The organism is Kribbella sp. NPDC004138 (assembly GCF_053603655.1).
Genome location: NZ_JBSGFZ010000032.1, coordinates 82,111 through 103,291, shown reverse-complemented (window position 1 = coordinate 103,291; position 21,181 = coordinate 82,111). Strand labels below are relative to the sequence as shown.

Here is a 21,181-nt window from a genome sequence, read left to right as displayed (position 1 = left end):
GTCGCCGTACGGCGTGGCTGAGTGTCCGGTGGCGCCGTACGACGCGGCTCAGCACCCGGCCCCGCCGTACCACCCGGCACACCGCCCGGCCCTGCCGTCCCGCGTGGCTGAGCGTCCGGTGGCGCCGTACTGAGTGGCTGGGCGTCCGGCGGTCCCGATCGTCGTGCTGCGGCGGCGGCCGGTGGGGCCGTGGCCCAGGTCGGGCGGGTGACGTGGACGATGCCGTTGGCGATGCGGATCTGCCAGCGGCCTTTGTGGAGGTCGACGTGGTGACGACGGCAGAGCAACGCCAGGTTCGAGACTTTGGTGTCGCCGCCGTCGATCCAGGAGATCAGATGGTGAGCGTCGCACATGATCGGCGGCGCCCCACAGACCACACAGCCGCGATCGCGGGCGTCCAGGGCGCGGCGCATCGCCCCGGTGACGAGCCGCACGCGGCGCCCGACGTCGAGCGGTTCGGAGTTCGAGCCGAGCGCCAGCGGGATGATGTTCGCGTCGCAGGCCAGCCGCCGGATCGTGGCCGCAGAGAGCCCGCCGCTGTAGACGGTGCGCCCGATCGCGTCCGCGGTGGCGGCCTTCAGGTCGTCCAGGTCGATCGTTACGGTGATGTTCGCCTTCGCGCCATACCCGGCCACCCGACGATCCTTCCCCACGCTCCCAGCATTGCCCGCGGCGGCCGTGGGCGTCGCTGCGGGTCCGGTGGGTCCCGCGGTGTCCCATGCGGCGGCCGCGATGCCCAGGGCCCCGGACAGGGCGTCGGCCTGGCGCTTGTCGCGGGGGCGGGGGTCGTGTTCGCCGTCGACGGTCTTGTGCGGGCGGGCGCCGGCGTGCACGACCGCGCGCAGGAGTTCGGCGTTCTCGTTGGCCAAGAACCCCTTGAACTTCACCCCGTTGTCCGCAGCCGACAACGTCAGCGACTCCCGTTCATACGCCTTCAGCTCCTCGGGCTCGGGGCCGTCAGAGTCCAGCAGGTCGGCGATCTCCTTGGCCGCGGTGCGCAGCTCGCCGGGCGACAGGTGACCGGCCAGCCCGACCAACTGCTCCGCGGCCGCGTCCAAGTGCTCCACCGGCACCCGCGACCGCACCCGCTCGAGCGGGGACACGATCGCGGCCGCCTGCGCCGGCCGCAGCAGCCAGCCACCACCAGCATCGCCGCCAGCACCGTCGCCGTCCTCGGATCCGCTGTTGTCGGATCGGTTGTCGTCGGGTGCGTCGGTGGGTGCGGAGGAGGCGGTGCGTTCGAGTGCGGTCGCCACGGCCGGGTAGTGCGGGGCGGTCTGGGCGAGGCGGAGGGTGCGGCGGGCGGCCGGTGCGTCCAGGCGGTACCGGAAGCGCAGGAGTTCTGCGGTGTCGCGGGCGCCGAGCTCGGTGGCGTAGCCGGTGGACTCGATCGCGGCGACCACGCTCAGACGGTAGGCCTCCAGGCGGGCGAGCTCGGCTTCCAGCGTGTCGAGGGTGGACAGCAGTTCGCCGCCACTCATCGACCACGCCGGCCGCTCGCCCAGAAGTTCCATGGCACCGACTCTAGACGGCGCCACCGACAGTTTCCGAGCCGGAATCCCCTTATTTTGTGGGCAATTCGGGGGCCCACACCAGCAAACACCCCCCGCCGCGTAGGAGCACCCGCTCGGTCGAAAGCACGATCCACACATCGACCCAGTTCCACACCTGCGCCCAACTCTGGTCGGAGCTCGCACGGACGCCATCGAACGGACGCGCGCGCCCGACCACCCACTGCCTCGCAGCAGTCACCAACGAGGCCGGAGCTACAGGAGACTCGCTGTTCCTGTGGCAGCTGCCCGACGGCCCCGAACAGCAACCTCTGCCGACAGCCGAAGGCGGCGCCTGCAGACCCGCCCCTCCCTACTCCCCCAAACCTCACTGCCCTTGTCTTGTGTCTTTCTTCCCTGCCTTCCCCCGGCACCTCCCCACACCCTTTTGTCCTCTTCCATTCGTCCCCACCTGACCGCAGGTCGTCCGGGGGTCAGGTGGTAAGTCTCTGGCTCGGCTGGATCGGTTACCGTTGACGAGTGACGAGTGCTGAGGTGTATCGGCTGCTTGGGTTCGCCGACGTGGATCGGGAGGCGGCTGAGGCGTTCTCGCCGGATCAGGTGGCGGTGAAGGAGCTCGCGGACCAGATCCGGGGGGCGATCGGGAAGCTCGGCACTGAGCCGGAGTTCCGGATGCCCGAGGACCCGCGGAACTCGATCCAGGCGTTCCTCGAGACCGTCCCGGACATCCGCCGGTACCACGCCGAGCGCGGCATCCCGGACGACATCAGCTGGGCGACGCTCGCCGACCTCGGGCAGCAGATCAAGGTGAACCGGCGGACCCACGGCGACTACGGCCTGGAGACGCACTGGTGGATGACGATCCACTGGACCGGTCAGATCTACGCGCTCGGCCGGCTGCAGTACCTGCTGCACCAGGTCCCCGCCGACAAGCCGGTCCCCGGCACCGAGCCCGGCGAGTGGATCATCGGCGTGCACATTCCCGAGACCGGTCCGCTCACGCCCGAGCTCGTCGACGACAGCCTCCAGCAGGCGCGCGAGTTCTTCCCGCGCTACTTCCCGGAGTACCCGGTGCGGACCGCGAACCTGTGGTCCTGGCTGATCGACCCGTACCTGCTGGACCATCTCCCGCAGGACTCGAACACGGTGAAGTTCGGCCGCCGCTTCACGCCGTACGGCACCCCGAACGACAGCCAGGACAGCGCGATCTTCTTCACCTTCCGCACCCACGGCACCGACCACCTGGACGACCTCCCCCAGGACACCCGCCTACAGCGCCTCGTCGTCGAACGCATCAAGAACGGCGGCACTTGGCAAAGCGGCTACGGCTACCTCCGCCTATGACGGCAGGCGAGGGCCGCGGGGTACGCCGTACTTCGTGAGCCAGCTCGCCAGCTCGATGTTCGACACGCACCGTACGTCGGGTTGCTTGCACGTCTCCAGGACGAACGTGGTCAGCGCGTCGGAGTAGACGCTGTTGTTCCAGCGGTTGAAGTGGTTGCCGAGGAACAGGGGCGGGTTGCCGCTCGCGCGTGACTTCGCCAGCGCCTGCCGGTACGTCGCGAGCACCTGGGCCTTCAACGCCGGCGCCTGGGCGAGCGGGGCCTTGCGGGCCTGCGTCTGGGCGAACCACAGGTTGTAGTCCATCGTCAGGGTCTTCTTGCTGGTGCCGGCCAGTGTCACGGACTGCAGCGGGAAGTTCCACAGCCCGTTCGCCTTCTTCGGCCAGGCGATGTACCCGGGCGCGGACGCGTCGTACAGCATGCCGCGCTGCGCCATCGCGAGCCGGTACGCGGGCCGGTCGCCCTCCAGGCACGGTGTCCGCATGCCCTTCACCGTGGCCGGGTCGAACGGCGGCGCGACGGTCTTGCCGGCTGCCAGTGACGGCCCGGTCCGCACCATCCGGTCGAACGCGCCCAGCTCGGCGATCCACTGCGCGGTGGTCCAGCGGCCGATGCCGTTCGTGCCGCAGAAGTGCCCGTTCGCGTGAGTGCCGATCTCGTGGCCCTCGGCGATCGCCTCGCGCAGCACCTTGGTCCGCCCGAGGATGCCGGCCGTGTCACCCCAGCCGATGTCCGAGGCGCCCGGCTTCTTGTACGGCGGCATGTAGTCGCTCCGCCGATCGCCCGGGTACAGGTACGGGCCGGAGAGGAAGAAAGTCATCCGCGCGTCGACCTGCTTCGCGACGGCGCGCCAGCGCGACCAGAGCATCAGGTCGCCCGCGCCGTCGAACGAGACGACCACGAACAGTGGCGGCTTGCCGTCCGGCAGCCGGCCCGGGAAGGAACGCGTCACCGGCGCGGCGGCGAGCAGGTTCCCGGCCGGAGGCGGCGTCGACGCTGTGGCCGCCGGCGTCGACGGCTTCGGCGATGAGGGCGGCAAGCTGGGCCCAGGCGACGGCTTGCCCGTCGGCTCGGAGGACGGCTTGCCCGTCGGCTTCGACGTCGGCTTGCCAGTGGGCTCCGCGGAGCTCGGCGCACCGAGAATGGGGGCGCCTTCCAGCGGTACGTCGGCACATCCGGCCAGGACCGCCGCGACGACCACCGCAGCGGCCGCGAGGTTCGCCCCAGGCCTCACCACTGCTCTACTGACGCACGAGAGCCTTCAGAGGTTGGAGTTGAACACGCGGCCGCAGGGAAACCGGGGCCGGGATCGTTAAGCGGCCGTGATCTTCGCAGCGCGGCGCCGGACCGCGATCCGGCGCGAGGTCTCGACGACCAGACCGATCACCGCGGCGAGGCTCAGGCTGAACACGAGCCCCTTCAGCTGGTCGTGCGCGAACGCGTCACCGCCGAGATACCCGAGCAGGGCGACGTACGTGTACGCGACCGTCACGCCCGCGAACGTGAAGACGATGAACTTCTTGAACGAGTACCGCGTCGCGCCTGCCGTCAGCGTCGCGACCATCCGGGCGCCGGGGATGTAGCGCACCGTCATCAGGATCAGGCCGCCGCGCGAGTGCAGCGCGGCCGAGACCTTCTCGTAGAGCTGCTGGCGGCGCTCCTGGCGTTTCATCCACCGGTGCAGCGCCGGGCCGGAACCGCGGCCGAGGAAGTAGCAGACCGATTCGCCGATCACGGACCCGACCATCGCGACCGTGATCACGAGCAGCAGGTTCTGGTGACCGGCGGCCGCGGCCATGCCGGCCGTGATCACCATGCCTTCGCTGGGGACCACCGGGAACACCGCGTCGATCGCCGCGGCGGCGAACAGGATGAGCAGCAGCCAATGCGAGGCCATAGCGATCCCGAGCAGGTGCCGGGCGACCTCCATGAACTCTGTCACCCCGGCAGTGTGCCATCCATCGGCAAAAGAGCCGCAATCCCATCGGTGTGATTCAGCTGCGCTTCATCCGATGTTCAGGCTGCGCCACCCACTGCGGTCAGAGCAGCACGGGGAGTTCGCTGATCGCGTTCATCAGCAGACTCGGGTGCCGCGGCGGATCCTGCGCGGGTACGGCGAGCCGCAGCCGCGGGAATCGCTCGAACAGCATGCCGAGCGCGATCCGGCCCTCCAAACGAGCCAGCGGGGCGCCGAGGCAGTGGTGGATACCGTGCCCGAACGCGAGGTGTGCGGTGTCCGCCCGGGTGATGTCCAGCTCGTCCGGCCGCTCCACCTTGCGGACGTCGCGGTTGGCCGGGAGGAGCGCGAACACGATCACCTCGCCGGCCTCGATCCGGGTCCCGGCGATGTCGATCGGAGCGCTGGCGATGTACGGGATCGCGGCCTGCAGCGGGCCGTCGTACCGCAGCAGTTCCTCGACGGCCGCGGGCAGCCGCTCCGGCTCGGCCCTGAGTAGCTCGAGCTGGTCGGGGTGCCGGAGCAGAGCGTGGACTCCGTTCGTGATCAGGCTGACCGTCGTCTCGTGGCCGGCGGCGAGCAGCAGGAACACCATCGAGGTCAGCTCGTCCTCGCTGAGCCTGTCGCCGCCGTCGCGGACCGCGATCAGGCCGGACAGCAGGTCGCCGGTCGGTGCCTGCTGCTTCTGGACGATCAGCTCGTGGACGAATCCGAGCATCGACGTGATCGCGTCGACGTACTCCTCCGCGGTGTACACGGCCGCGTTCACGAACACCGACGACCAGCGGCGGAAGTCGTCGCGCCGGACCGCGGGGATGCCGATCAGCTCGCAGATCACAGTGATCGGCAGCGGGTAGCTGTACGCGTTCACCAGGTCGACCGGCCCGGTCGCCGCGGCCATCTCGTCGAGCAGACCGGCCGCGATCTCGCGGATCCGCGGCTCGAGGGCCTCGATCCGGCGCCGGGTGAACGCGGCGGTGACGAGTTTGCGCAGCCGGGTGTGGTCGGGCGGGTTGGCGCCGAGCATGTGCTGCTCGGTGCGCGCGATCAGGTCGTCCATGACGGTGTCGCGGTGCGGGCCGTCCATCGGCGAGCGCACCACGTCCGGATGCGCGAGCAGCTCGCGTGTCTCGGCGTACCCGGTGACGAGCTGGACCGGTACGCCGGTGAACAGCGTCATGCGCTGCACGGGTCCCGTGGCCGCCAGGTCCTCGAAGCCCCAGTGCCGGGCGATTCCGCTGGTTTCCGTGAACGGCTGCCGCATGCGGCCAGCCTACGGTCGGCCGAGGTGCTCGGTCAGTTCGGTGCGGGAGTGGATACCGAGCTTCGCGTAGACCTTGCGCAGGTGAACCTGCCCGGCTTCTTCCAGATCGCGCTCGGCACCGTGCAGCACACCACGGAGACGATCGAGGCGGCCCGGAGCGGCGCCGGCGTGGGCTGGCACGAGCACACCTCCGACGTACATGTCGGGTGCGAGCGGTTCTTCAGGCCGTCGTACAACGCGAACCTGCTACCCAGTTGGCTGCCCGCGCTCGACGGCGTGGTGGACAAGCTGCAGCGCGGCGCGAAGGTGGCCGACATCGGCTGCGGGCACGGCGCGTCCACGATCCTGACGGCCGAGGCGTTCCCGCGGTCCACGTTCGCCGGCTCGGACTACCACCAGGAGTCGATCGAGACGGCCAAGCAGCGCGCAGCCGAGGCCGGAGTGTCCGACCGGGCGACCTTCGAGGTCGCGGCCGCGGACCGGTTCAGCGGATCGGGGTTCGACCTGGTGACCACGTTCGACGCCCTGCACGACATGGGCGACCCGGTCGGCGCGGCCCGGCACGTTCGTGAGGCCCTCGCACCGGACGGCACCTGGATGCTGGTCGAGCCGATGGCCGGCGACCGCGTCGAGGACAACCTCAACCCGGTCGGCCGGGCGTACTACGGCTTCTCCACGCTGCTGTGCACGCCGGCCTCGCTGTCGCAGCCGGTGGGTCTGGCACTGAGTACCCAGGCCGGCCCGGCCCGGATCCAGGACGTCACCAAGGCGGCCGGGTTCAGCCGGTTCCGCACCGTCGCGCAGACGCCGTTCAACCTGGTCTTCGAGGTCCGCCCTTGACAGAACAGTTCACCAGTTGGTGAAGTAATGCGGTGCTGAGCAGAACCTTCGGAGCGCTCGCGGACCCGACCCGGCTGGCCGTCGTCGGCCGGCTGAGCCAGGGCGACGCCACGATGGGCGAGCTCGCCGAGCCGCACCGGCTCACCGCGCCGGCGATGACCAAGCACGTGGGGGTGCTGGTCGACGCGGGCCTGGTGAGCCGGCGGCGGGTCGGCCGGACCGTGGTGTGCTCGCTGCGGCCGGAGGCGTTCGCGGAGGTCGAGCAGTGGCTCGGCGACCTCACGACGTACTGGAACAGCACCGTTGACCGGCTGGAAGAGCTTCTGCGAGGGGATGGCGATGGACACTGAGATCCGGATCGAAAGAGTGCTCCCGGCAACGATCGGCAAGGTCTACGACGCCTGGACGCGGCCCGATCTGCTGGCTCGGTGGTACTGCCCGAACCCGAAGCTCGAGCTGAAGGTCGACGCCGACGTCCGGGCCGGCGGCTCGTACGTCGTGGAGATGGGCCCGCACGTGGTGCGGGGCACGTACCTCGAGGTGGATCCGCCACGCCGGCTGGTCTTCAGCTGGAAGTGGGACGGCACCGACGACGAGCCGACCCGGGTCGAGGTCGAGCTCGCTGAGGTCGCCGACGGCACCCGGATGGTGCTCAGCCACACCGGTTTCGCGACGGCCGAGGACGCCGCGAACCACCGGATGGGCTGGGACCCGGAGATCGAGCGCCTGGCCGCGGTCCTCGGCGTCCGGGTCTGACAAAGGTCGAGCCCCGGGCGGCAACCCGGGGCTCATGCGGATGGATGGACAGTTTGGCGGTTACTCAGCTGCCGGACTTGCGCCGGAACTGGCGCTTCTGCTTGTCGTTGTGCGCTTCGCCGACGCCCGAGCCCCGGACCCCGCTGCCGGGGTGCGAGTGGTTCCCGGCGTTCTTCTTCTCGAGCGCTTCCCGAAACTTCTTCTGCAGATCGTCCGCCGGCTCGCTGGACTTATCGCTCATACCGTCTCCTTCAAACCGTAGGCGTACGCACCCACGCTAACCGAGGGTGAGCGTGGGTGCGAGTGGAATACCAGTTCGCGGAAACCGACCGGGGCGGCCCGGGCGGCGCTGTTAGGTTCGGAGGACGCCGAGGGAGGGACACGAAATGCTGGTCAGTAGTGAGGCACTGCTCGGGATCGCCCTGGTCGAGCTGGGCCTGGTGATCGTGCCCGGACCGAACATGATCTACCTGATCTCCCGCTCGATCGCGCAGGGCCGCCGCGCCGGGCTGATCTCGCTGGCCGGTGTCGGGCTCGGCTTCCTCACGTACTTGCTGGCGGCAAGCGCCGGCCTCGCCACGCTGTTCGCGCTGGTTCCCGAGATCTACGTGGCGCTGAAGCTGGCCGGCGCGGCGTACCTGCTGTGGCTCGCCTGGCAGGCCTTCCGCCCGGGCGGTACGTCGGTGTTCGCGACCCAGGAGCTCGAGCCGGACCGCCCGCGCAAGCTGTTCGGCATGGGACTGCTCACCTGCCTGCTGAACCCGAAGATCGCGATCCTCTACATCTCGCTGCTGCCCCAGTTCCTCGACCCGTCCCGCGGGCACCTCGGCCTGCAGAGCCTGATCCTCGGCCTCGGCCAGCTCACCGTCGGCGTCGTGATGAACGCCGTCTTCGTGATCACCGCCGGATCGGTCGCCGTCTTCCTGTCCCGCCGTCCGACCTGGATGCGCATCCACCGCTACGTGACCGGGACCGCTCTCGCGGTCTTCGCGGTCCGGCTGGCCACCGACCGAGCTCGCCCGCTGCCGACGCACTGAAAGTGTCCGGGCCGCTCGCTAGCGTGGCCCGGGATGAACGATTTCGTTGCCTCGTCACTCGATCGCCTCGTCGCGGCCTGGAACGCGCCGCCGGTCGCCGCCCTCGTGCGCGACCGCGGCCTGCCCGCGATCACCCGCGAGTACCTGCTCGACACGTTCTCCTGGCAACGCGCCGCGGACGCGACTCGTGCGCTGACCGAGCACTTCGCCGCGGCGCGCTTCGCCGACGAGGTCGAGTACGGCGTACTGCTCGTCCCGGACCCGTCGAGGCTCGACACCCGGCGGCCGCTGCCGCGCGAACTGACCGCGCCCGACGTGTTCGACAAGCGCCTGCCCGCAGGCGTCGCGCTGCCAGATGACGGGCCGTGGCAGCTGGTCGTGAGCGTGACCGGTTCGTACGGACCGTCGCTGGGCAGCTACAACGACGTGATCGCGTCGGACGACTTCGTCGTGGACGGCCAGGACACGCGGCAATGGATGACCCGTCAGCTCTGGGGCGCGCGGGTGCTGCAGTGCGGCGCGACGCCGCCGGACTGGGAGCAGAACGAGCGGTGGACGTTCACGCTGTTCCCCGGTGAGCAGCTCGTCGACGGCCAGGCCGAGTCCGGGACCGTGCTGAAGGGAAAGGTCCGGTTCCGGCTCGGCAAACCGGACCGGGGCATCGGCTCGGCCCGGGTTGCCCCTGCAGTCCTGGTCTAAATCGTGTGCGGGCCTCGAGGGGCTCCCGGATACTTCTGGGCGTGATGCACGAGGGACAACTGGATGTGACGGTCGAGCTGGTCGAAGGGCTCGTCAAGGAGCAGTTCCCGGACTGGAGCGGCCTCGCGGTGCGCGCCGTTGTTTCGCACGGGACGGTCAACGCGGTGTTCCGGATCGGCGACGGCCTGGCGGCGCGGTTGCCGATCCAGCCCGGTGACGCGGCAGACGTCCGGCGAGAGCTCGAGGGCGAGGCCGAGGCCGCGCGGCGACTGCACGCGATGTCGCCGTACCCGACGCCCGAGCCGGTCGCGATCGGCGAACCCACCGCCGGGTACCCGCTGCCCTGGGCCGTGCAGACCTGGGTCGACGGCACCATCGCGTACGACGCCGACGTCGCCGGGTCGTCCGCCTTCGCCGAGGATCTCGCGCGGTTCGTGCTCGCGTTGCGGGCGCAGCCGACCGAGGGGCGGGTGTTCACGGGGCCGTGGCGGGGCGGGCTGCTGACGTCACAGGACGAGTGGGTCGCGGACTGCCTGGAGCGCAGTCGCGGGATGATCGACGTGGACGCGCTCACCAAGCTGTGGGCCGACCTGCGGACGACGCCCCGCACCGAACCGGACGCCTGGACGCACCGCGACCTGATGCCCGGCAACCTGCTCGCCGAGAACGGCCGGCTGGCCGGAGTCATCGACGTCGGCATGTTCACGGTCTCGGATCCGGCGATGGATCTGCAGCCCGCGTGGAACCTCTTCGATCCCACCGCCCGCGCGGCGTTCCGTACAGCACTCGGCAGCGACGAGGACGAGTGGCGCCGTGGCATGGGCTGGTCGTTCGCCCAGGCCATCGGCTGCCTCTGGTACTACGTCGACACCAACCCCGTCATGTCCCGCACCGCCCACCACACCCTGACCGCCTTGCTCGACGCTGCCTAACGCTAGAGCACTCTCGACAGGACGTACGTCTGTACGTATATCCGCCCGCACGCCTGAGCCGACGCCGGCTCACCCCCGAATCGAGGCACATGTCCTGTCGAGAGCGTCACGACGTTGCGCCGGTATAGCGTCGCAGGCCCGCTTGCCAGGTCAGGAATGCCAGCGCGCCGGTGCCGGCTGCTGCGGTGACGCCGGCGAGGATCGTTGAGGGTTGGGCAAGGTGGAGTAGTGCGGATGAGGGGACGCTCGCGATCAGCGCCATCGGGAACACGTAGGTGAGGAGGACTCGGAGCGGGCGGGCGAAGACATCCGTCGGGTAGCGGCCGAGTTGCCAGGCCGAGTGGTAGAAGACGTCCAGCTGCAGCTTCGGCGCCCAGAACGCCAGGCACGCCAGCAGTACGCTCAACGCCCACGTCACCACCGTTCCCGCCACGACAAGCACCAACCAGCTCACCACACCGCCCGCGCTCGGCGGCCGATCGGCGACTCCGATCCCCCAACTCAGCACACCGACACCAAGCACGACCTGGATCAGTTGCAGCGGCGACGACTGCGACAGGCTGGACAGGAACAGGCTCGACGCCGGCTGCAACAGATAGCCGTCCAGCTTCCCGTTGCGGATCCCGGACTCGGGGAACCACGCGAGGTTCGGGTCGATGAACGTCGTCCGTAGCCCGGTGATCAGCTGATACGTCCCGATCAGCACCAGGAACTCCGCCTTCGACCAGCCCGCCAGGGTGTCGGCCCGGGTGAAAACGATCAGCACGGCCGCGATCGCCGTACCCAGGCCGGTGAACGCCAGCAGCACGTCGAAGACGAGGTTGACGCGGAACGCCAGGCTCCGGCGCAGCGACATCGAGAAGCCTGCCGCCAGCAGACGGAGGGGTTTCACGAGCCCACCGCCGTGTACCGCCGGACGCCGGCCCGCCACAGGACCGCGACCACGCCGACCAGGAGGACCACCCACGCCAGCTGGTAGAGCAGCGATCCACCAGCTCGGGTCCCGGCGGCGATCTCCGCCGGCAGACCGGTCATCCCGTAGAACGGCAGCACCTCGGCGACCCGGCGCAACCCGTCCGGCAGCAGCGCGATCGGCGCCGCCGTACCGCCGAACAAGAACACCAACTGGCTGCCGAACCCAACCACGGCATGCACCCGATCCGTCCAGAACGCGGTCAGCGACAACAGGAACGTCCAGAGGAAAACGAGAACCGCGGCGAGCACGAGGTACGGCGTACTCCGCAGCACGGCCGACCACTCGAAGCCCACCTGCAAGGCGATCCCGGTGAGCAGCACGAGCGGCGCGCCGAGCACCGTCAGCCAGGCGCGGATCGCGAGATTCATCCCGATCACGCCGATCACCACCGGCTGCGGCCGGAGCAACTCGTGGCTGAGCGTGCCGTTGTAGATCCGTTCGGAAAACGTGTGCTGCTCGAACGACTCCGTCATCAGCGTCACCAGGATGACCGCGGTGTAGTACCGCCCGATCGCCGGATCGTCCGGAGAGACCGCCGACCAGACGAACAACCCGATCAGCGGCGCGACCACCGCCTGCACCACGAGCGTCAGCAGGAACCACCACGCGCCGGACCACTCCAGCACCTCCTGGCGGAGCCGGAACCCCAGCAGTACGGCGGTTCTCATCGCAGCCCCTCCCGGTACGCCTGGTCGATGACCTTCTCCAGCGGCGGCTCCTCCACCGCGAGATCCACCACTTCCAGCGCCTGCAGCAACCGCGCCGTCGTGCCCGCGACCTCGTCCCGCGGCACCCGCAGGACCCACTGGCCGTCGGCCTTCTCGACCACCTCCCCGAACGCCGACGGATCCGCCGCGGCGGAAATCCGGATCAGCTTGTACGGCGACAGGCGCGCCGACAGTTCCGCCAGCGGGCCGTCGTACTGGACCTGCCCGTGGTCGATCAGGATCAGCCGCGGACACAGCGACGCGACGTCGGCCATGTAGTGGCTGGTCAGCAGGACAGTCGCGCCGGTCTGCTCGACGTACTCGCGCACGAACTCGCGGATCAGGCTCGCGGCGCTGACGTCGAGGCCGATCGTCGGCTCGTCGAGGAACAGCACCTCGGGGCGATAGATCAGCGCCATCGCGAGGCCGACGCGCATCCGCTCGCCGAGGCTGAGCGCGCGGAGTTGGCGTTCCAGCAGGGGCTCCAGGTCGAGCAGCGCTTCGAGTTCGGCGAGGGTACGGCGGAACGTCGCGCGCGGCACGTCGTACAGCAGGCGCTGGTACTCCAGGGAGTCCATCACTGTCAGTTCCTGCGAGCCGCCGACCGGCTGACTGCCGCGGACGAAAGCGATCCGCTTCAGGAACGTGGAGCGGCGTTGCCAAGGGACGTGGTCGAGGACCCGGACCTCGCCGCCGGTCGGGTAGAGGATCCCGGAGAGGATCTTCATCGTTGTGGTCTTGCCGGCGCCGTTCGGCCCGATGAACCCGGCGACCTCACCCGGGGCGATCGTGAACGACACCTGATCGAGGGCCTGGACGGTCTTGTACTCGCGGCGTACCAGCGATCCGAGGGCCGCGCGGAGCCCGCCTTTGCGCACCGGGGCCTTGTAGGACATCGAGAGGTTCTCCACCTCGACTGCACTCATGGGCCCGACCGTAGGAACCAAAGACGACAGCTGATGGCTTGTTTTCCTGAGATAGTCGGAGGATGCGCGCCGAGCGGCTCCTCCGACTGCTGCTGCACCTGCAGACACGCGGCCGGTCGACGGTCGCGCAACTGGCCGCAGCGCTCGAGGTTTCACCACGGACGGTCCAGCGCGACCTGGACGCGCTCAGCCTCGCCGGGGTGCCGGTGTACTCGATCCGCGGCCGGGGTGGCGGGTGGACGATGCTGCCGGACTACCGCAGCCGGCTGACCGGGCTGACGCCGTCGGAGGTCATGTCGGTGTTCGTCGGCGCGACCGCACACGTCCTCGCCGACCTCGGCCTCGACGCCTCCAGCGAACTGGCCGTGACCAAGCTGATCGCGTCCCTGCCCGACGGCACCCGACGCGAGGCCGAGTACGCCCGCCAACGTCTCCTCATCGACCACGCCGGCTGGGACGACCGCCGCGAAACCCCCCGCTGGCTGGACCTCTGCCGCCAAGCCGTCTGGGAAGAACGCCACCTGCAGATCACGTACGGCGACACCACAGCGGCAGGCGACGGCGCGATGCCCGACCGCGCAAGGCGGCGGCGGGGGCCGTTCGTCGTGGCGCCGCTCGGGTTGGTGGCGAAGGCGCGTACTTGGTACCTGGTCGCTGCCCGCACCGACGGCCGGCTGCGCACCTACCGCCTGTCGCGCCTGACCTCGGCCGAGCTCACCGACGACACCTTCACGCGGCCGGCCGATTTCGACCTGGCGACGTACTGGGCCCGGGCGCAGCGCGAGTTCCAGGCCTCACGCCCGTCGTACCCGATCGTCCTGAAGGTCCGCGACCACGCCGTCCGCCGCTTCCGCCCCCTCCAACCGATGCTCCCCGCCGACAACACCTGGTGGATCATCCACACGGACCTCGAAAACCCCCACGAAGCCTGCGCCGCCGTCCTCGCCCAAGCCGGCGCCGCCCAGGTCGTCGCACCCCCGGAACTCATCACGATGGTCCGAGAGGCCGCCCGCCTAGTGGCCGCCTCCCACTAGCCCTGCGCGCTGGCGATCATGAAGTTGTACGCGGCGAGGCGCACCACGAACGACCGCACACCCCAAGGCCGCTGCTCGATCGGCCCCGCCTCCCGATGCGCCGCGTGAACCTTCTCGATCGCTTCGGCCGGCACTTCGACGTAAAACTGCACGCCCGCTCCGCGAAGGTCCCGGGCCGCAACCGGCAGGAACTGCTCCGAGTCCACACCGAGCATGACCTGCCCACCGTGCAACTCCACCACTGCGAGCGGGTCCCCGGACTCCCTTGGCGTCGCGTACGCAAGCGTCCAGCCGTTGGCGACGAACTCGTCCGCGGCTGAGTACGGGTCGGGCGTCGCGAGGATCGGCGTGAGCATCAGGCACTCGGCTTCGTGAGGATCTCCGGCCCATCAGGCGTGATGGCGATGGTGTGCTCGGTGTGGGCGGTGCGGCAGCCGGTCACGCTGCGGAGGGTCCAGCCGTCCTCGTCGGTGACGAGCTCGGCGGTGTCCTGCATGACCCACGGCTCGAGGGCGAGCAGCAGACCAGGACGAAGTTTGTAGCCGCGCCCAGGACGACCCGTGTTCGAGACGTGCGGGTCCTGGTGCATCGTCGACCCGATGCCGTGACCGCCGAAGTCGGTGTTGATCGGATACCCGGCCTTGCTCAGCACGTCCCCGATCGCCCGCGAGATGTCGCCGATCCGGGCGTCGGGCACGGCGGCGGCGATCCCCGCGGCGAGGGCGCGCTCGGTCGCGTCGATCATCGCCAGATCCTCCGGCGCCTTGGACTCGCCCACCACGAAGCTGATCGCCGCGTCCGCCGCCACGCCACCCAGGAGCACAGCCAGATCGAGCGTCAGCAGGTCACCGTCGGCGAGCTGGTAGTCGGACGGTTTCCCGTGCAGCACGGCGTCGTTGACCGCCGTACAGATGTAGTGACCGAACGGCCCGCGCCCGAACGACGCCTCGTAGTCGACGTAGCAGGACTGCGCGCCGGCGTCCGCGATCAGGCCCTTCGTCCACTGGTCGATGTCCAGCAGATTCGTCCCGACGGCGGTCCGGCTCTTCAACGTCTGCAGGATGCCGCCGACCAGCGCGCCGGTCTCCTTCGCCTGCGCCAACTGTCGGCTGTCCAAGATCTCGATCATGCAATAACTATACCGGCCAAACTATCCCGGTACTATCATCGGACCATGGTCAGGCTGCCGCTCACCCCCGCAGAAGTCGAGCGCGGCGAACGCCTCGGCGCGCTGCTCCGCCGCGCCCGCGGCACCCGCTCGATGCTCCAGACCGCCCTCGACGCCGGCGTCTCCCCCGAAACCCTCCGCAAGATCGAGTCCGGCCGCGTCGCCACCCCAGCCTTCCCAACCATCGCCGCCATCGCCGACGTCCTCGGCCTATCCCTCGACACCCTCTGGTCCGAAGTCAACCAGCCCGAACCGAACCGGCTCGTCTCCTAGGCGTCGAAGCGGTTCCGGGTTCATCCGGCCCTTCCGCCTCAGACGTTGAAGCGGAACTCCACGACGTCGCCGTCCTGCATGATGTAGTCCTTGCCTTCCATGCGGACCTTGCCGGCGGAGCGGGCGGCGGTCATGGAGCCGGCGTCCATGAGGTCGTCGTACGAGACGATCTCGGCCTTGATGAAGCCGCGCTGGAAGTCGGTGTGGATGACGCCGGCGGCTTCGGGGGCGGTGGCGCCGCGCTTGATCGTCCAGGCGCGGGACTCCTTCGGGCCCGCGGTCAGGTAGGTCTGCAGGCCGAGGGTGTCGAACCCGACCCGGGCGAGGACGTCGAGACCGGGCTCGTCGATGCCCATCTCGGACAGCATCTCGCGGGCCTCGTCCTCGTCGCCGAGCTCGACCAGCTCGGCCTCGAACTTGGCGTCCAGGAAGATCGCCTCGGCGGGCGCGACCAGGTCCCGCATCTTCTGCTTGAGGTCGGCGTCGGCGAGCTCGTCGGAGTCGCAGTTGAAGACGTACAGGTACGGCTTCGCGGTCATCAGCATCAGCTCGCGGATCGCGTCGCGGTCCACGTCGGTGGCGATGATCGGCGTCCCGGCCTCGAGGTGCTTCTGCGCCTCCCGGACCGCCTCCAGGACGACGGCGCTCTCCTTCTTCAGCCGGGCTTCCTTCTCCAGCCGCGGGATCGCCTTCTCGACGGTCTGCAGGTCGGCGAGGATCAGCTCGGTCTGGATGGTGGAGATGTCGTCGGCCGGCGACACCTTGCCGTCGACGTGCGTGACGTCGTCGTCGCGGAACACCCGGGTGACCTGGCAGATCGCGTCCGACTCGCGGATGTGGCTGAGGAACTTGTTGCCCAGCCCCTCGCCCTCCGACGCGCCGCGGACGATGCCGGCGATGTCGACGAACTGCACGGTGGCGGGAATCACCTTCTGCGAACTGAACAGCTCGGCGAGCTTGGCCAGCCGCGGGTCCGGGACGCCGACCACGCCGACGTTGGGCTCGATGGTCGCGAACGGGTAGTTCGCGGCGAGCACGTCGTTCTTGGTCAGTGCGTTGAACAGGGTGGACTTGCCCGCGTTCGGGAGCCCGACGATTCCGATGGTGAGTGCCACGGGCGTCAAGGTTACGCGGGGGAACCCCAACTACCCCAATCCGGCTAGATGAGGAAGGCCTCCAGCGCGGCGCCGTACCAGCGGTGCGTGCGGCCGATCGGGCGCATGCCGAGCCGGTTGCAGACCGCCAGCGAGGCGACGTTGTCCGGCCGGACGACCGCGTAGATCTGGCCGATCCCCGCGGTGAACCCGTGCTCGATCGCGCCCCGCGCCGACTCGGTCGCCAGGCCGCGGCCCCACGCGTCCGGGTGGAAGTGCCAGCCGACCTCGACCTCGCCGCGGCCCGCGGTCCCGTCCGTCGGCTCGGGCAGCGGCGCCAGCAGGACGGTCCCCGCGATCGTCCCGGTGGCCCGCTCCTCGACCGCCCAGACGCCGTACGGCGCCTCGCGGCTGCGCTCGTTCCACCGCTGGATGGCCTTCGACGCGGCCCCGCGGTCGCTCATCACCCGCGGCTCGGCGCCCAGCCACCGGGACACCTCCCAGCGCCGGTAGATGTCGAACACGCGGTCGCCGTCGGCCTCCGACCAGTCGCGCACCAGCACCCGGTCCGTCTCGAACACCACCATCCCCGCCACCTCCCAAGGCTGTTCATATTCGGCCCAACCAGGCGATCGCAAGGAACGTCTCCAGTCTGTGACCACATGGACCGACCGGATCGGACTGCCCTCACGCTTCGTGTTCGGATGCCTGCAATTCCTGCGGTTCGGGTGGCTGGAGGTGGTGTCGTGCCTGTTCCCGGCGTTCCTGTTCGCGGGGCTGGCGATCTCGAAGTACGTCGACCTGCCGATCGCCCGGTACGACGCCCTGCTGATCTACTGCCTCGGCCTGACGCTGCTGTTCTGGCTGATCCGGCTGGAGACGTGGCGCGAGGTGGCGGTGATCTTCGGCTTCCACCTGGTCGGGCTCGGGCTGGAGCTGTTCAAGGTCCGGGTCGGCTCGTGGCAGTACCCGGGCGACGCGGTGACGAAGTTCGCCGGGGTGCCGCTGTTCGCCGGGTTCATGTACGCAGCGGTCGGCAGCTACATCTGCCAGGCGTGGCGGCGCTTCGACCTGCGGGTCAGCAACTACCGCCCGGTGCTCACCACGATCGGCGCGGTGCTGATCTACGCGAACTTCTTCACCCATCACTGGATCCCCGACCTGCGGATCCCGATCACGCTCGCGCTGCTCGTCGTGCTGCGCCGTACCTGGGTCTTCTTCACCGTCGGCGTCCGGCGGTACCGGATGCCGCTGGCGTTGTCGTTCGCGCTGATCGGGTTCTTCCTGTGGATCGCGGAGAACTTCGGCACCTTCCTCGACGCGTGGAACTATCCGGACCAGGTGAGCGTGTGGCGGCTCGTGCATCCGGCGAAGTTCGGCGCCTGGTCGTTGCTGGTCAGCATGAGCTTCGTGCTGGTCGCCAGCGTGAAGTCGCTGGAGGGCCGGCTGTACCACCGCGGCGGCGCCGCGACAGTCGAGATCTCACCGCAACACAGCAGCGCCAACCAGCCTGAAGGGTAAGGCGTCTTCCCTTGTGTGAGGGCGCCTGAGGGGGCGCAGCTGGGGAAGATCCGCCTGATCTGCAAGGGGAAAGTCATGTCCCGGAAGTTCGCAGCATTCGTCGCGACCGGAGTGGCGCTGGTCGTCGTCGCCGGTTCGTTGCTGGTCCTGGCACTCGGGCACGAAGAGCAACCACGACCGGCTGCCGCCACCACGCAGACCACAACGACCCCGGTCCCGACGCCGACCGAGACGCCGACGCTGAACGCGCCGCCGTCGAAGCCGCGCAAGCCGGCGCCGGACCCGACCGCAGCGCTTGCCACCGGCAACAAGAAGGTCCTGTTCTTCAGTTTCGACGACGGGCCGGATCCGGTCTGGACCCCGAAGGTCCTGCAGGTCCTGGCCAAGCACGGGGCGCACGCGACGTTCTTCGAGCTCGGCTCGATGCAGACCGCGCACCCCGGGTTGCGTGAGCAGGTGCTTGCTGCCGGCAACACGATCGGCAGCCACTCGATCACGCACGCCCAGCTGACCGCGGTCTCGCCCGCGAAGCGGCACCACGAGATCTTCGACGGGCCGGAGTCGACCTGCTTCCGACCGCCGTACGGCGCGTCGAACCCGAAGGTCCGCGCCGACATCTTGGCGGCCGGCATGGTCCAGGTGCTGTGGGACGTCGACCCGCGCGACTGGGCCCGGCCGGGGACGAACGCGATCGTGCACAACATCCTCACCCACGCGCACAACCACAACATCATCCTGATGCACGACGGCGGCGGAAACCGCGCGCAGACCGTCGCCGCCCTGGACAAGGTCCTCCCGCTGCTCAAGGCGCAGGGCTACTCGTTCCCCGCGATGAACTGCTGACCGGCCGGCCCTCCCGGGTGCACCATGGGCCATGGACGCTTCCCGGGAGTTGCTCCGCCTGATCGGCGGGTACCAGGTGTCGCAGGCGATCTCGGTCGCCGCCCGGCTGGGGATCAGCGACGTGCTCGCCACCAGCCCGCAGACCTTGTCCGAGCTCGCCCAGTCGACCGGCGCCGACGTACCGTCGCTGGGCCGGCTGATGCGCGCATTGACCGCGCTCGGCCTCTACACGGACGACGGCGGCACGTTCGCGAACACCGAGCTCGGCGCGGCGCTGCGGGTCGACGCGCCACGCTCGGTCGCCGGGTGGGCGCGGTTCATCGGGACGGGCTCCTACTGGCAGACGCAAGCCGCCCTGGAGCAGAGCGTTCGCTCCGGCGAGACGGCATTCTCGATCGTGCACGGCGAGCCGGTGTGGGAGTACCGCGCCAGGCATCCAGAGGAACAGGACGCGTTCGACGCGGCGATGACGTCGATGGCCGACGCGGTGACCGAGGCGGTCGTCGCGGCGTATGACTTCGGCCGCTACGGCACCGTGGTGGACATCGGCGGCGGGCACGGCCGGTTGCTGCTCGGGATCCTCGAGCGGTACCCGGCGGTCAAGGGCGTGCTCTTCGACCAGCCCGAGGTCGTGGCGGGGGCGTCGACCGACCGGTTCCAGGTGGCCGGCGGCGACTTCTTCGACAGCGTTCCGGCCGGGGACGCGTTGGTGCTGAAGTCGGTGATCCACGACTGGGCGGACGCCGAGTCGATCGCGATCCTGCGCAACTGCCGCGAGGCGCTGCCTTCCGACGGGCGGGTGCTGCTCGTCGAGCAGTTGCTGGACCGCTCGCCGGATCCGGTGCGGACGGCGTTCTCCGACCTGAACATGCTGATCATGACCGGCGGCCGCGAGCGTACGACGGACGAGTACGCCGCGCTGCTCGCGGCCGCCGGCCTGGACCTGGTCGGCACCGTCGCCACCGCGAGCACGACGTTCGTCATCGAGGCCGCCGCTCGCTGATCCGGAACCGAACCGGACTTCTTCCGGTACCTTCCCGGAACTCCGGGCCCGATCTACCCAAAACTGTCGGCGGGGTTCGGCACTATCTGTGACATGACGGGTACGACGGTGTTGCTGATCCTGCTCTTCCTCGTGGTGGGGCTGCTGCTGGGTGCTGTGTTCGGCGTGCTGTGGGTGCGCGGGCGGGACGGCGCCGCGCTGGCGCGGATCACCGCCGAGCGTGACGCGGCCGAGGACCGGGTCGTCGAGCTGACCCGGGAGCGGACCAGCGTCGGGCAGCAGATGGGCGGGCAGGCCGTCGTCAAGGAAGCTCTCGATCGCCTGCACGCGCAGCTGAACCAGCTCGAGCAGGGCCGCGCCGCCTGGCAGAGCCAGCTGCATCAGCAGGTGAACGAGGTGCGGATGAGCGGCGAGGCGCTGCGCCGCGAGACGGCGTCGCTGTCGACCGCGCTGCGCAAGCCGCAGGTGCGCGGCCGGTGGGGCGAGCTGCACCTGCGCCGGACCGTCGAGCTCGCCGGGATGGTTGCGCACTGCGACTTCACCGAGCAGACGACGACGTTCGGCGAGGACGGCGTGCTGCGGCCGGACCTCGTCGTGAGACTTGCCGAGGGCAAGAACCTGGTCGTCGACTCGAAGGTGCCGCTGGCGGCGTTCCTGGACGCGAGCGAGTCCGACGACGCGGCGTACCGCGAGGACCGCCTGCGGGCGCACGCCCGGCACCTGCGGACCCATGTGGACCAGCTGGCCTCGAAGGCGTACTGGACACGGCTCTCGCCGTCGCCGGAGTTCGTCATCCTGTTCGTGCCGGGCGAGTCGTTCCTGTCCGCGGCGCTCGACATCGAGCCGGCCCTGCTCGAGTATGCAGCCGAGCGCCGGGTGATCCTCGCGACGCCGACGACGCTGATCGCCACCCTGCGCGCGGCTGCGTACGCGTGGAACCAGTCGGCGCTGACCGAGTCCGCCCAGCAGGTCTTCGAGCTCGGCCGCGAGCTGTATGAGCGGCTCGGCACGATGGGCGACCATCTCGGCCGGGTCGGGCGCTCGCTGACGTCCGCGGTCGAGGCCTACAACGGGACGGTCGGCTCGTTCGAGCGCCGGGTGTTCATCACCGCGCGCAAACTCCGCGACCTGCACGTCACCGAGGCCGAGCTGACCGCGATGGAGTCGATCGAGGCGTCCGTGCGTCCGCTCACCGCACCCGAGTTCGTGGCGCTCGACGAGTCGCCGACGACACGAAGGTGGCCACCGTCCCAGACGGGCTGACCAGTTCCGGACGCCGATCGTCCGGAACCTGGGC

At 69.7% G+C, this 21,181-nt stretch carries 25 protein-coding genes; 13 read left to right on the top strand and 12 right to left on the bottom strand.

Translation table 11 applies throughout. The annotated features are described in order from the left end of the window. Positions 1 to 1,514: DUF222 domain-containing protein (locus tag ACWEOO_RS36210; RefSeq protein ID WP_452146890.1), on the bottom strand; the 1,514-nt coding region annotated here is incomplete at its 3' end. Positions 1,515 to 2,030: 516 nt separating this feature from the next. Between ACWEOO_RS36210 and ACWEOO_RS36205 the strand changes: the two genes are divergently transcribed. Next, entirely contained in the window at positions 2,031 to 2,855 is an 825-nt protein-coding gene (locus tag ACWEOO_RS36205; RefSeq protein WP_452146889.1) for an acyltransferase domain-containing protein, read from the top strand. Here ACWEOO_RS36205 and ACWEOO_RS36200 read toward each other — a convergent pair. From ACWEOO_RS36200 to ACWEOO_RS36190, 3 genes are all read right to left on the bottom strand, one after another. Next, positions 2,850 to 4,088: a hypothetical protein gene (locus ACWEOO_RS36200; protein ID WP_452146888.1), complete on the bottom strand. Its 1,239-nt coding sequence runs from the start codon at positions 4,086 to 4,088 to the stop codon at positions 2,850 to 2,852. The genes ACWEOO_RS36205 and ACWEOO_RS36200 overlap by 6 nt on opposite strands. A gap of 78 nt (positions 4,089 to 4,166) precedes the next feature. Then, positions 4,167 to 4,796: a DedA family protein gene (locus ACWEOO_RS36195; protein WP_359926194.1), complete on the bottom strand. Its 630-nt coding sequence runs from the start codon at positions 4,794 to 4,796 to the stop codon at positions 4,167 to 4,169. Between the two features lie 97 nt (positions 4,797 to 4,893). Beyond that, positions 4,894 to 6,075 carry a cytochrome P450 family protein gene (locus ACWEOO_RS36190; RefSeq protein ID WP_452146887.1) on the bottom strand — a complete coding sequence of 394 codons (1,182 nt, stop codon included), beginning with the start codon at positions 6,073 to 6,075 and terminating at the stop codon, positions 4,894 to 4,896. An 81-nt stretch (positions 6,076 to 6,156) separates the two neighbouring features. Between ACWEOO_RS36190 and ACWEOO_RS36185 the strand changes: the two genes are divergently transcribed. From ACWEOO_RS36185 to ACWEOO_RS36175, 3 genes are read left to right on the top strand one after another with little or no spacing between them, the layout of a single operon-like run. Next, positions 6,157 to 6,915, top strand: a complete 759-nt coding sequence (locus ACWEOO_RS36185; RefSeq protein WP_452146886.1) for a class I SAM-dependent methyltransferase — start codon at positions 6,157 to 6,159, stop codon at positions 6,913 to 6,915. A gap of 32 nt (positions 6,916 to 6,947) precedes the next feature. After that, the gene (locus ACWEOO_RS36180; protein WP_363717349.1) at positions 6,948 to 7,265 is read left to right on the top strand and encodes an ArsR/SmtB family transcription factor; all 318 of its coding nucleotides are present in this window, start codon (positions 6,948 to 6,950) and stop codon (positions 7,263 to 7,265) included. Then, on the top strand, positions 7,255 to 7,671 hold the full coding sequence (locus ACWEOO_RS36175) for an SRPBCC family protein (RefSeq protein ID WP_452146885.1): 417 nt from the start codon (positions 7,255 to 7,257) through the stop codon (positions 7,669 to 7,671). Before ACWEOO_RS36180 ends, ACWEOO_RS36175 begins: the two co-directional genes overlap by 11 nt. Positions 7,672 to 7,735: 64 nt before the next feature. On the opposite strand, the gene ACWEOO_RS36170 is transcribed toward ACWEOO_RS36175, so the two are convergent. Continuing rightward, positions 7,736 to 7,912, bottom strand: coding sequence for a DUF5302 domain-containing protein (locus ACWEOO_RS36170; protein WP_359926208.1), 177 nt, complete (start codon positions 7,910 to 7,912; stop codon positions 7,736 to 7,738). A gap of 145 nt (positions 7,913 to 8,057) precedes the next feature. Here ACWEOO_RS36170 and ACWEOO_RS36165 point away from each other — a divergent pair, with 145 nt between their 5' ends. The 3 genes from ACWEOO_RS36165 to ACWEOO_RS36155 are packed head-to-tail and all read left to right on the top strand — an operon-like array spanning position 8,058 to position 10,339. Continuing rightward, positions 8,058 to 8,708: a LysE family translocator gene (locus ACWEOO_RS36165; RefSeq protein WP_452146884.1), complete on the top strand. Its 651-nt coding sequence runs from the start codon at positions 8,058 to 8,060 to the stop codon at positions 8,706 to 8,708. A gap of 33 nt (positions 8,709 to 8,741) precedes the next feature. After that, complete coding sequence (locus ACWEOO_RS36160) at positions 8,742 to 9,407, top strand: hypothetical protein (RefSeq protein ID WP_452146883.1); 666 nt, start codon at positions 8,742 to 8,744, stop codon at positions 9,405 to 9,407. A 44-nt stretch (positions 9,408 to 9,451) separates the two neighbouring features. Then, on the top strand, positions 9,452 to 10,339 hold the full coding sequence (locus tag ACWEOO_RS36155) for an aminoglycoside phosphotransferase family protein (RefSeq protein ID WP_452146891.1): 888 nt from the start codon (positions 9,452 to 9,454) through the stop codon (positions 10,337 to 10,339). 106 nt (positions 10,340 to 10,445) lie between these two features. Here ACWEOO_RS36155 and ACWEOO_RS36150 read toward each other — a convergent pair whose 3' ends face one another. The 3 genes from ACWEOO_RS36150 to ACWEOO_RS36140 are packed head-to-tail and all read right to left on the bottom strand — an operon-like array spanning position 10,446 to position 12,948. Next, positions 10,446 to 11,231 (bottom strand): ABC transporter permease, encoded by a 786-nt coding sequence (locus ACWEOO_RS36150; RefSeq protein ID WP_452146882.1) that lies wholly within the window; start codon positions 11,229 to 11,231, stop codon positions 10,446 to 10,448. Beyond that, the gene (locus ACWEOO_RS36145) at positions 11,228 to 11,983 is read right to left on the bottom strand and encodes an ABC-2 family transporter protein (protein ID WP_452146881.1); all 756 of its coding nucleotides are present in this window, start codon (positions 11,981 to 11,983) and stop codon (positions 11,228 to 11,230) included. Before ACWEOO_RS36145 ends, ACWEOO_RS36150 begins: the two co-directional genes overlap by 4 nt. Then, complete coding sequence (locus ACWEOO_RS36140; RefSeq protein WP_452146880.1) at positions 11,980 to 12,948, bottom strand: ABC transporter ATP-binding protein; 969 nt, start codon at positions 12,946 to 12,948, stop codon at positions 11,980 to 11,982. Before ACWEOO_RS36140 ends, ACWEOO_RS36145 begins: the two co-directional genes overlap by 4 nt. Positions 12,949 to 13,010: 62 nt before the next feature. Here ACWEOO_RS36140 and ACWEOO_RS36135 point away from each other — a divergent pair, with 62 nt between their 5' ends. Continuing rightward, complete coding sequence (locus tag ACWEOO_RS36135) at positions 13,011 to 13,982, top strand: helix-turn-helix transcriptional regulator (protein ID WP_452146879.1); 972 nt, start codon at positions 13,011 to 13,013, stop codon at positions 13,980 to 13,982. On the opposite strand, the gene ACWEOO_RS36130 is transcribed toward ACWEOO_RS36135, so the two are convergent. Further along, entirely contained in the window at positions 13,979 to 14,338 is a 360-nt protein-coding gene (locus tag ACWEOO_RS36130; protein WP_452146878.1) for a hypothetical protein, read from the bottom strand. The genes ACWEOO_RS36135 and ACWEOO_RS36130 overlap by 4 nt on opposite strands. After that, positions 14,338 to 15,111, bottom strand: coding sequence for a type I methionyl aminopeptidase (gene map, locus ACWEOO_RS36125; protein WP_452146877.1), 774 nt, complete (start codon positions 15,109 to 15,111; stop codon positions 14,338 to 14,340). Before map ends, ACWEOO_RS36130 begins: the two co-directional genes overlap by 1 nt. Before the next feature lie 45 nt (positions 15,112 to 15,156). On the opposite strand from map, the gene ACWEOO_RS36120 reads away from it, so the two are divergent. Further along, positions 15,157 to 15,423 (top strand): helix-turn-helix domain-containing protein, encoded by a 267-nt coding sequence (locus ACWEOO_RS36120; protein ID WP_452146876.1) that lies wholly within the window; start codon positions 15,157 to 15,159, stop codon positions 15,421 to 15,423. A 38-nt stretch (positions 15,424 to 15,461) separates the two neighbouring features. Here ACWEOO_RS36120 and ychF read toward each other — a convergent pair whose 3' ends face one another. Both ychF and ACWEOO_RS36110 read right to left on the bottom strand, forming a co-directional pair. Then, positions 15,462 to 16,538, bottom strand: coding sequence for a redox-regulated ATPase YchF (ychF, locus tag ACWEOO_RS36115; RefSeq protein ID WP_452146875.1), 1,077 nt, complete (start codon positions 16,536 to 16,538; stop codon positions 15,462 to 15,464). 44 nt (positions 16,539 to 16,582) lie between these two features. Beyond that, positions 16,583 to 17,104 (bottom strand): GNAT family N-acetyltransferase, encoded by a 522-nt coding sequence (locus ACWEOO_RS36110; protein ID WP_452146874.1) that lies wholly within the window; start codon positions 17,102 to 17,104, stop codon positions 16,583 to 16,585. A 67-nt stretch (positions 17,105 to 17,171) separates the two neighbouring features. Here ACWEOO_RS36110 and ACWEOO_RS36105 point away from each other — a divergent pair, with 67 nt between their 5' ends. From ACWEOO_RS36105 to ACWEOO_RS36090, 4 genes are all read left to right on the top strand, one after another. Then, entirely contained in the window at positions 17,172 to 18,038 is an 867-nt protein-coding gene (locus tag ACWEOO_RS36105) for a DUF817 domain-containing protein (RefSeq protein ID WP_452146873.1), read from the top strand. A gap of 75 nt (positions 18,039 to 18,113) precedes the next feature. Beyond that, a complete protein-coding gene (locus tag ACWEOO_RS36100; RefSeq protein ID WP_359926240.1) occupies positions 18,114 to 18,881 on the top strand; it encodes a polysaccharide deacetylase family protein in 768 nt (255 codons plus the stop codon). A gap of 31 nt (positions 18,882 to 18,912) precedes the next feature. Continuing rightward, positions 18,913 to 19,884, top strand: coding sequence for a methyltransferase (locus ACWEOO_RS36095; RefSeq protein ID WP_452146872.1), 972 nt, complete (start codon positions 18,913 to 18,915; stop codon positions 19,882 to 19,884). 93 nt (positions 19,885 to 19,977) lie between these two features. After that, on the top strand, positions 19,978 to 21,147 hold the full coding sequence (locus ACWEOO_RS36090; protein ID WP_452146871.1) for a DNA recombination protein RmuC: 1,170 nt from the start codon (positions 19,978 to 19,980) through the stop codon (positions 21,145 to 21,147). Positions 21,148 to 21,181 lie beyond the last annotated feature (34 nt).

Coding starts and splice junctions, on each gene's coding strand:
- ACWEOO_RS36175 (WP_452146885.1), top strand. CDS start 7,255: ATGGACACTGAGATCCGGATCGAAAGAGTGCTCCCGGCAACGATCGGC.
- ACWEOO_RS36155 (WP_452146891.1), top strand. CDS start 9,452: ATGCACGAGGGACAACTGGATGTGACGGTCGAGCTGGTCGAAGGGCTC.
- ACWEOO_RS36130 (WP_452146878.1), bottom strand. CDS start 14,338: ATGCTCACGCCGATCCTCGCGACGCCCGACCCGTACTCAGCCGCGGAC.
- ACWEOO_RS36165 (WP_452146884.1), top strand. CDS start 8,058: ATGCTGGTCAGTAGTGAGGCACTGCTCGGGATCGCCCTGGTCGAGCTG.
- ACWEOO_RS36145 (WP_452146881.1), bottom strand. CDS start 11,983: ATGAGAACCGCCGTACTGCTGGGGTTCCGGCTCCGCCAGGAGGTGCTG.
- map (WP_452146877.1), bottom strand. CDS start 15,111: ATGATCGAGATCTTGGACAGCCGACAGTTGGCGCAGGCGAAGGAGACC.
- ACWEOO_RS36140 (WP_452146880.1), bottom strand. CDS start 12,948: ATGAGTGCAGTCGAGGTGGAGAACCTCTCGATGTCCTACAAGGCCCCG.
- ACWEOO_RS36110 (WP_452146874.1), bottom strand. CDS start 17,104: ATGGTGGTGTTCGAGACGGACCGGGTGCTGGTGCGCGACTGGTCGGAG.
- ACWEOO_RS36160 (WP_452146883.1), top strand. CDS start 8,742: ATGAACGATTTCGTTGCCTCGTCACTCGATCGCCTCGTCGCGGCCTGG.
- ACWEOO_RS36090 (WP_452146871.1), top strand. CDS start 19,978: ATGACGGGTACGACGGTGTTGCTGATCCTGCTCTTCCTCGTGGTGGGG.
- ACWEOO_RS36135 (WP_452146879.1), top strand. CDS start 13,011: ATGCGCGCCGAGCGGCTCCTCCGACTGCTGCTGCACCTGCAGACACGC.
- ACWEOO_RS36100 (WP_359926240.1), top strand. CDS start 18,114: ATGTCCCGGAAGTTCGCAGCATTCGTCGCGACCGGAGTGGCGCTGGTC.
- ACWEOO_RS36120 (WP_452146876.1), top strand. CDS start 15,157: ATGGTCAGGCTGCCGCTCACCCCCGCAGAAGTCGAGCGCGGCGAACGC.
- ACWEOO_RS36190 (WP_452146887.1), bottom strand. CDS start 6,075: ATGCGGCAGCCGTTCACGGAAACCAGCGGAATCGCCCGGCACTGGGGC.
- ACWEOO_RS36095 (WP_452146872.1), top strand. CDS start 18,913: ATGGACGCTTCCCGGGAGTTGCTCCGCCTGATCGGCGGGTACCAGGTG.
- ACWEOO_RS36170 (WP_359926208.1), bottom strand. CDS start 7,912: ATGAGCGATAAGTCCAGCGAGCCGGCGGACGATCTGCAGAAGAAGTTT.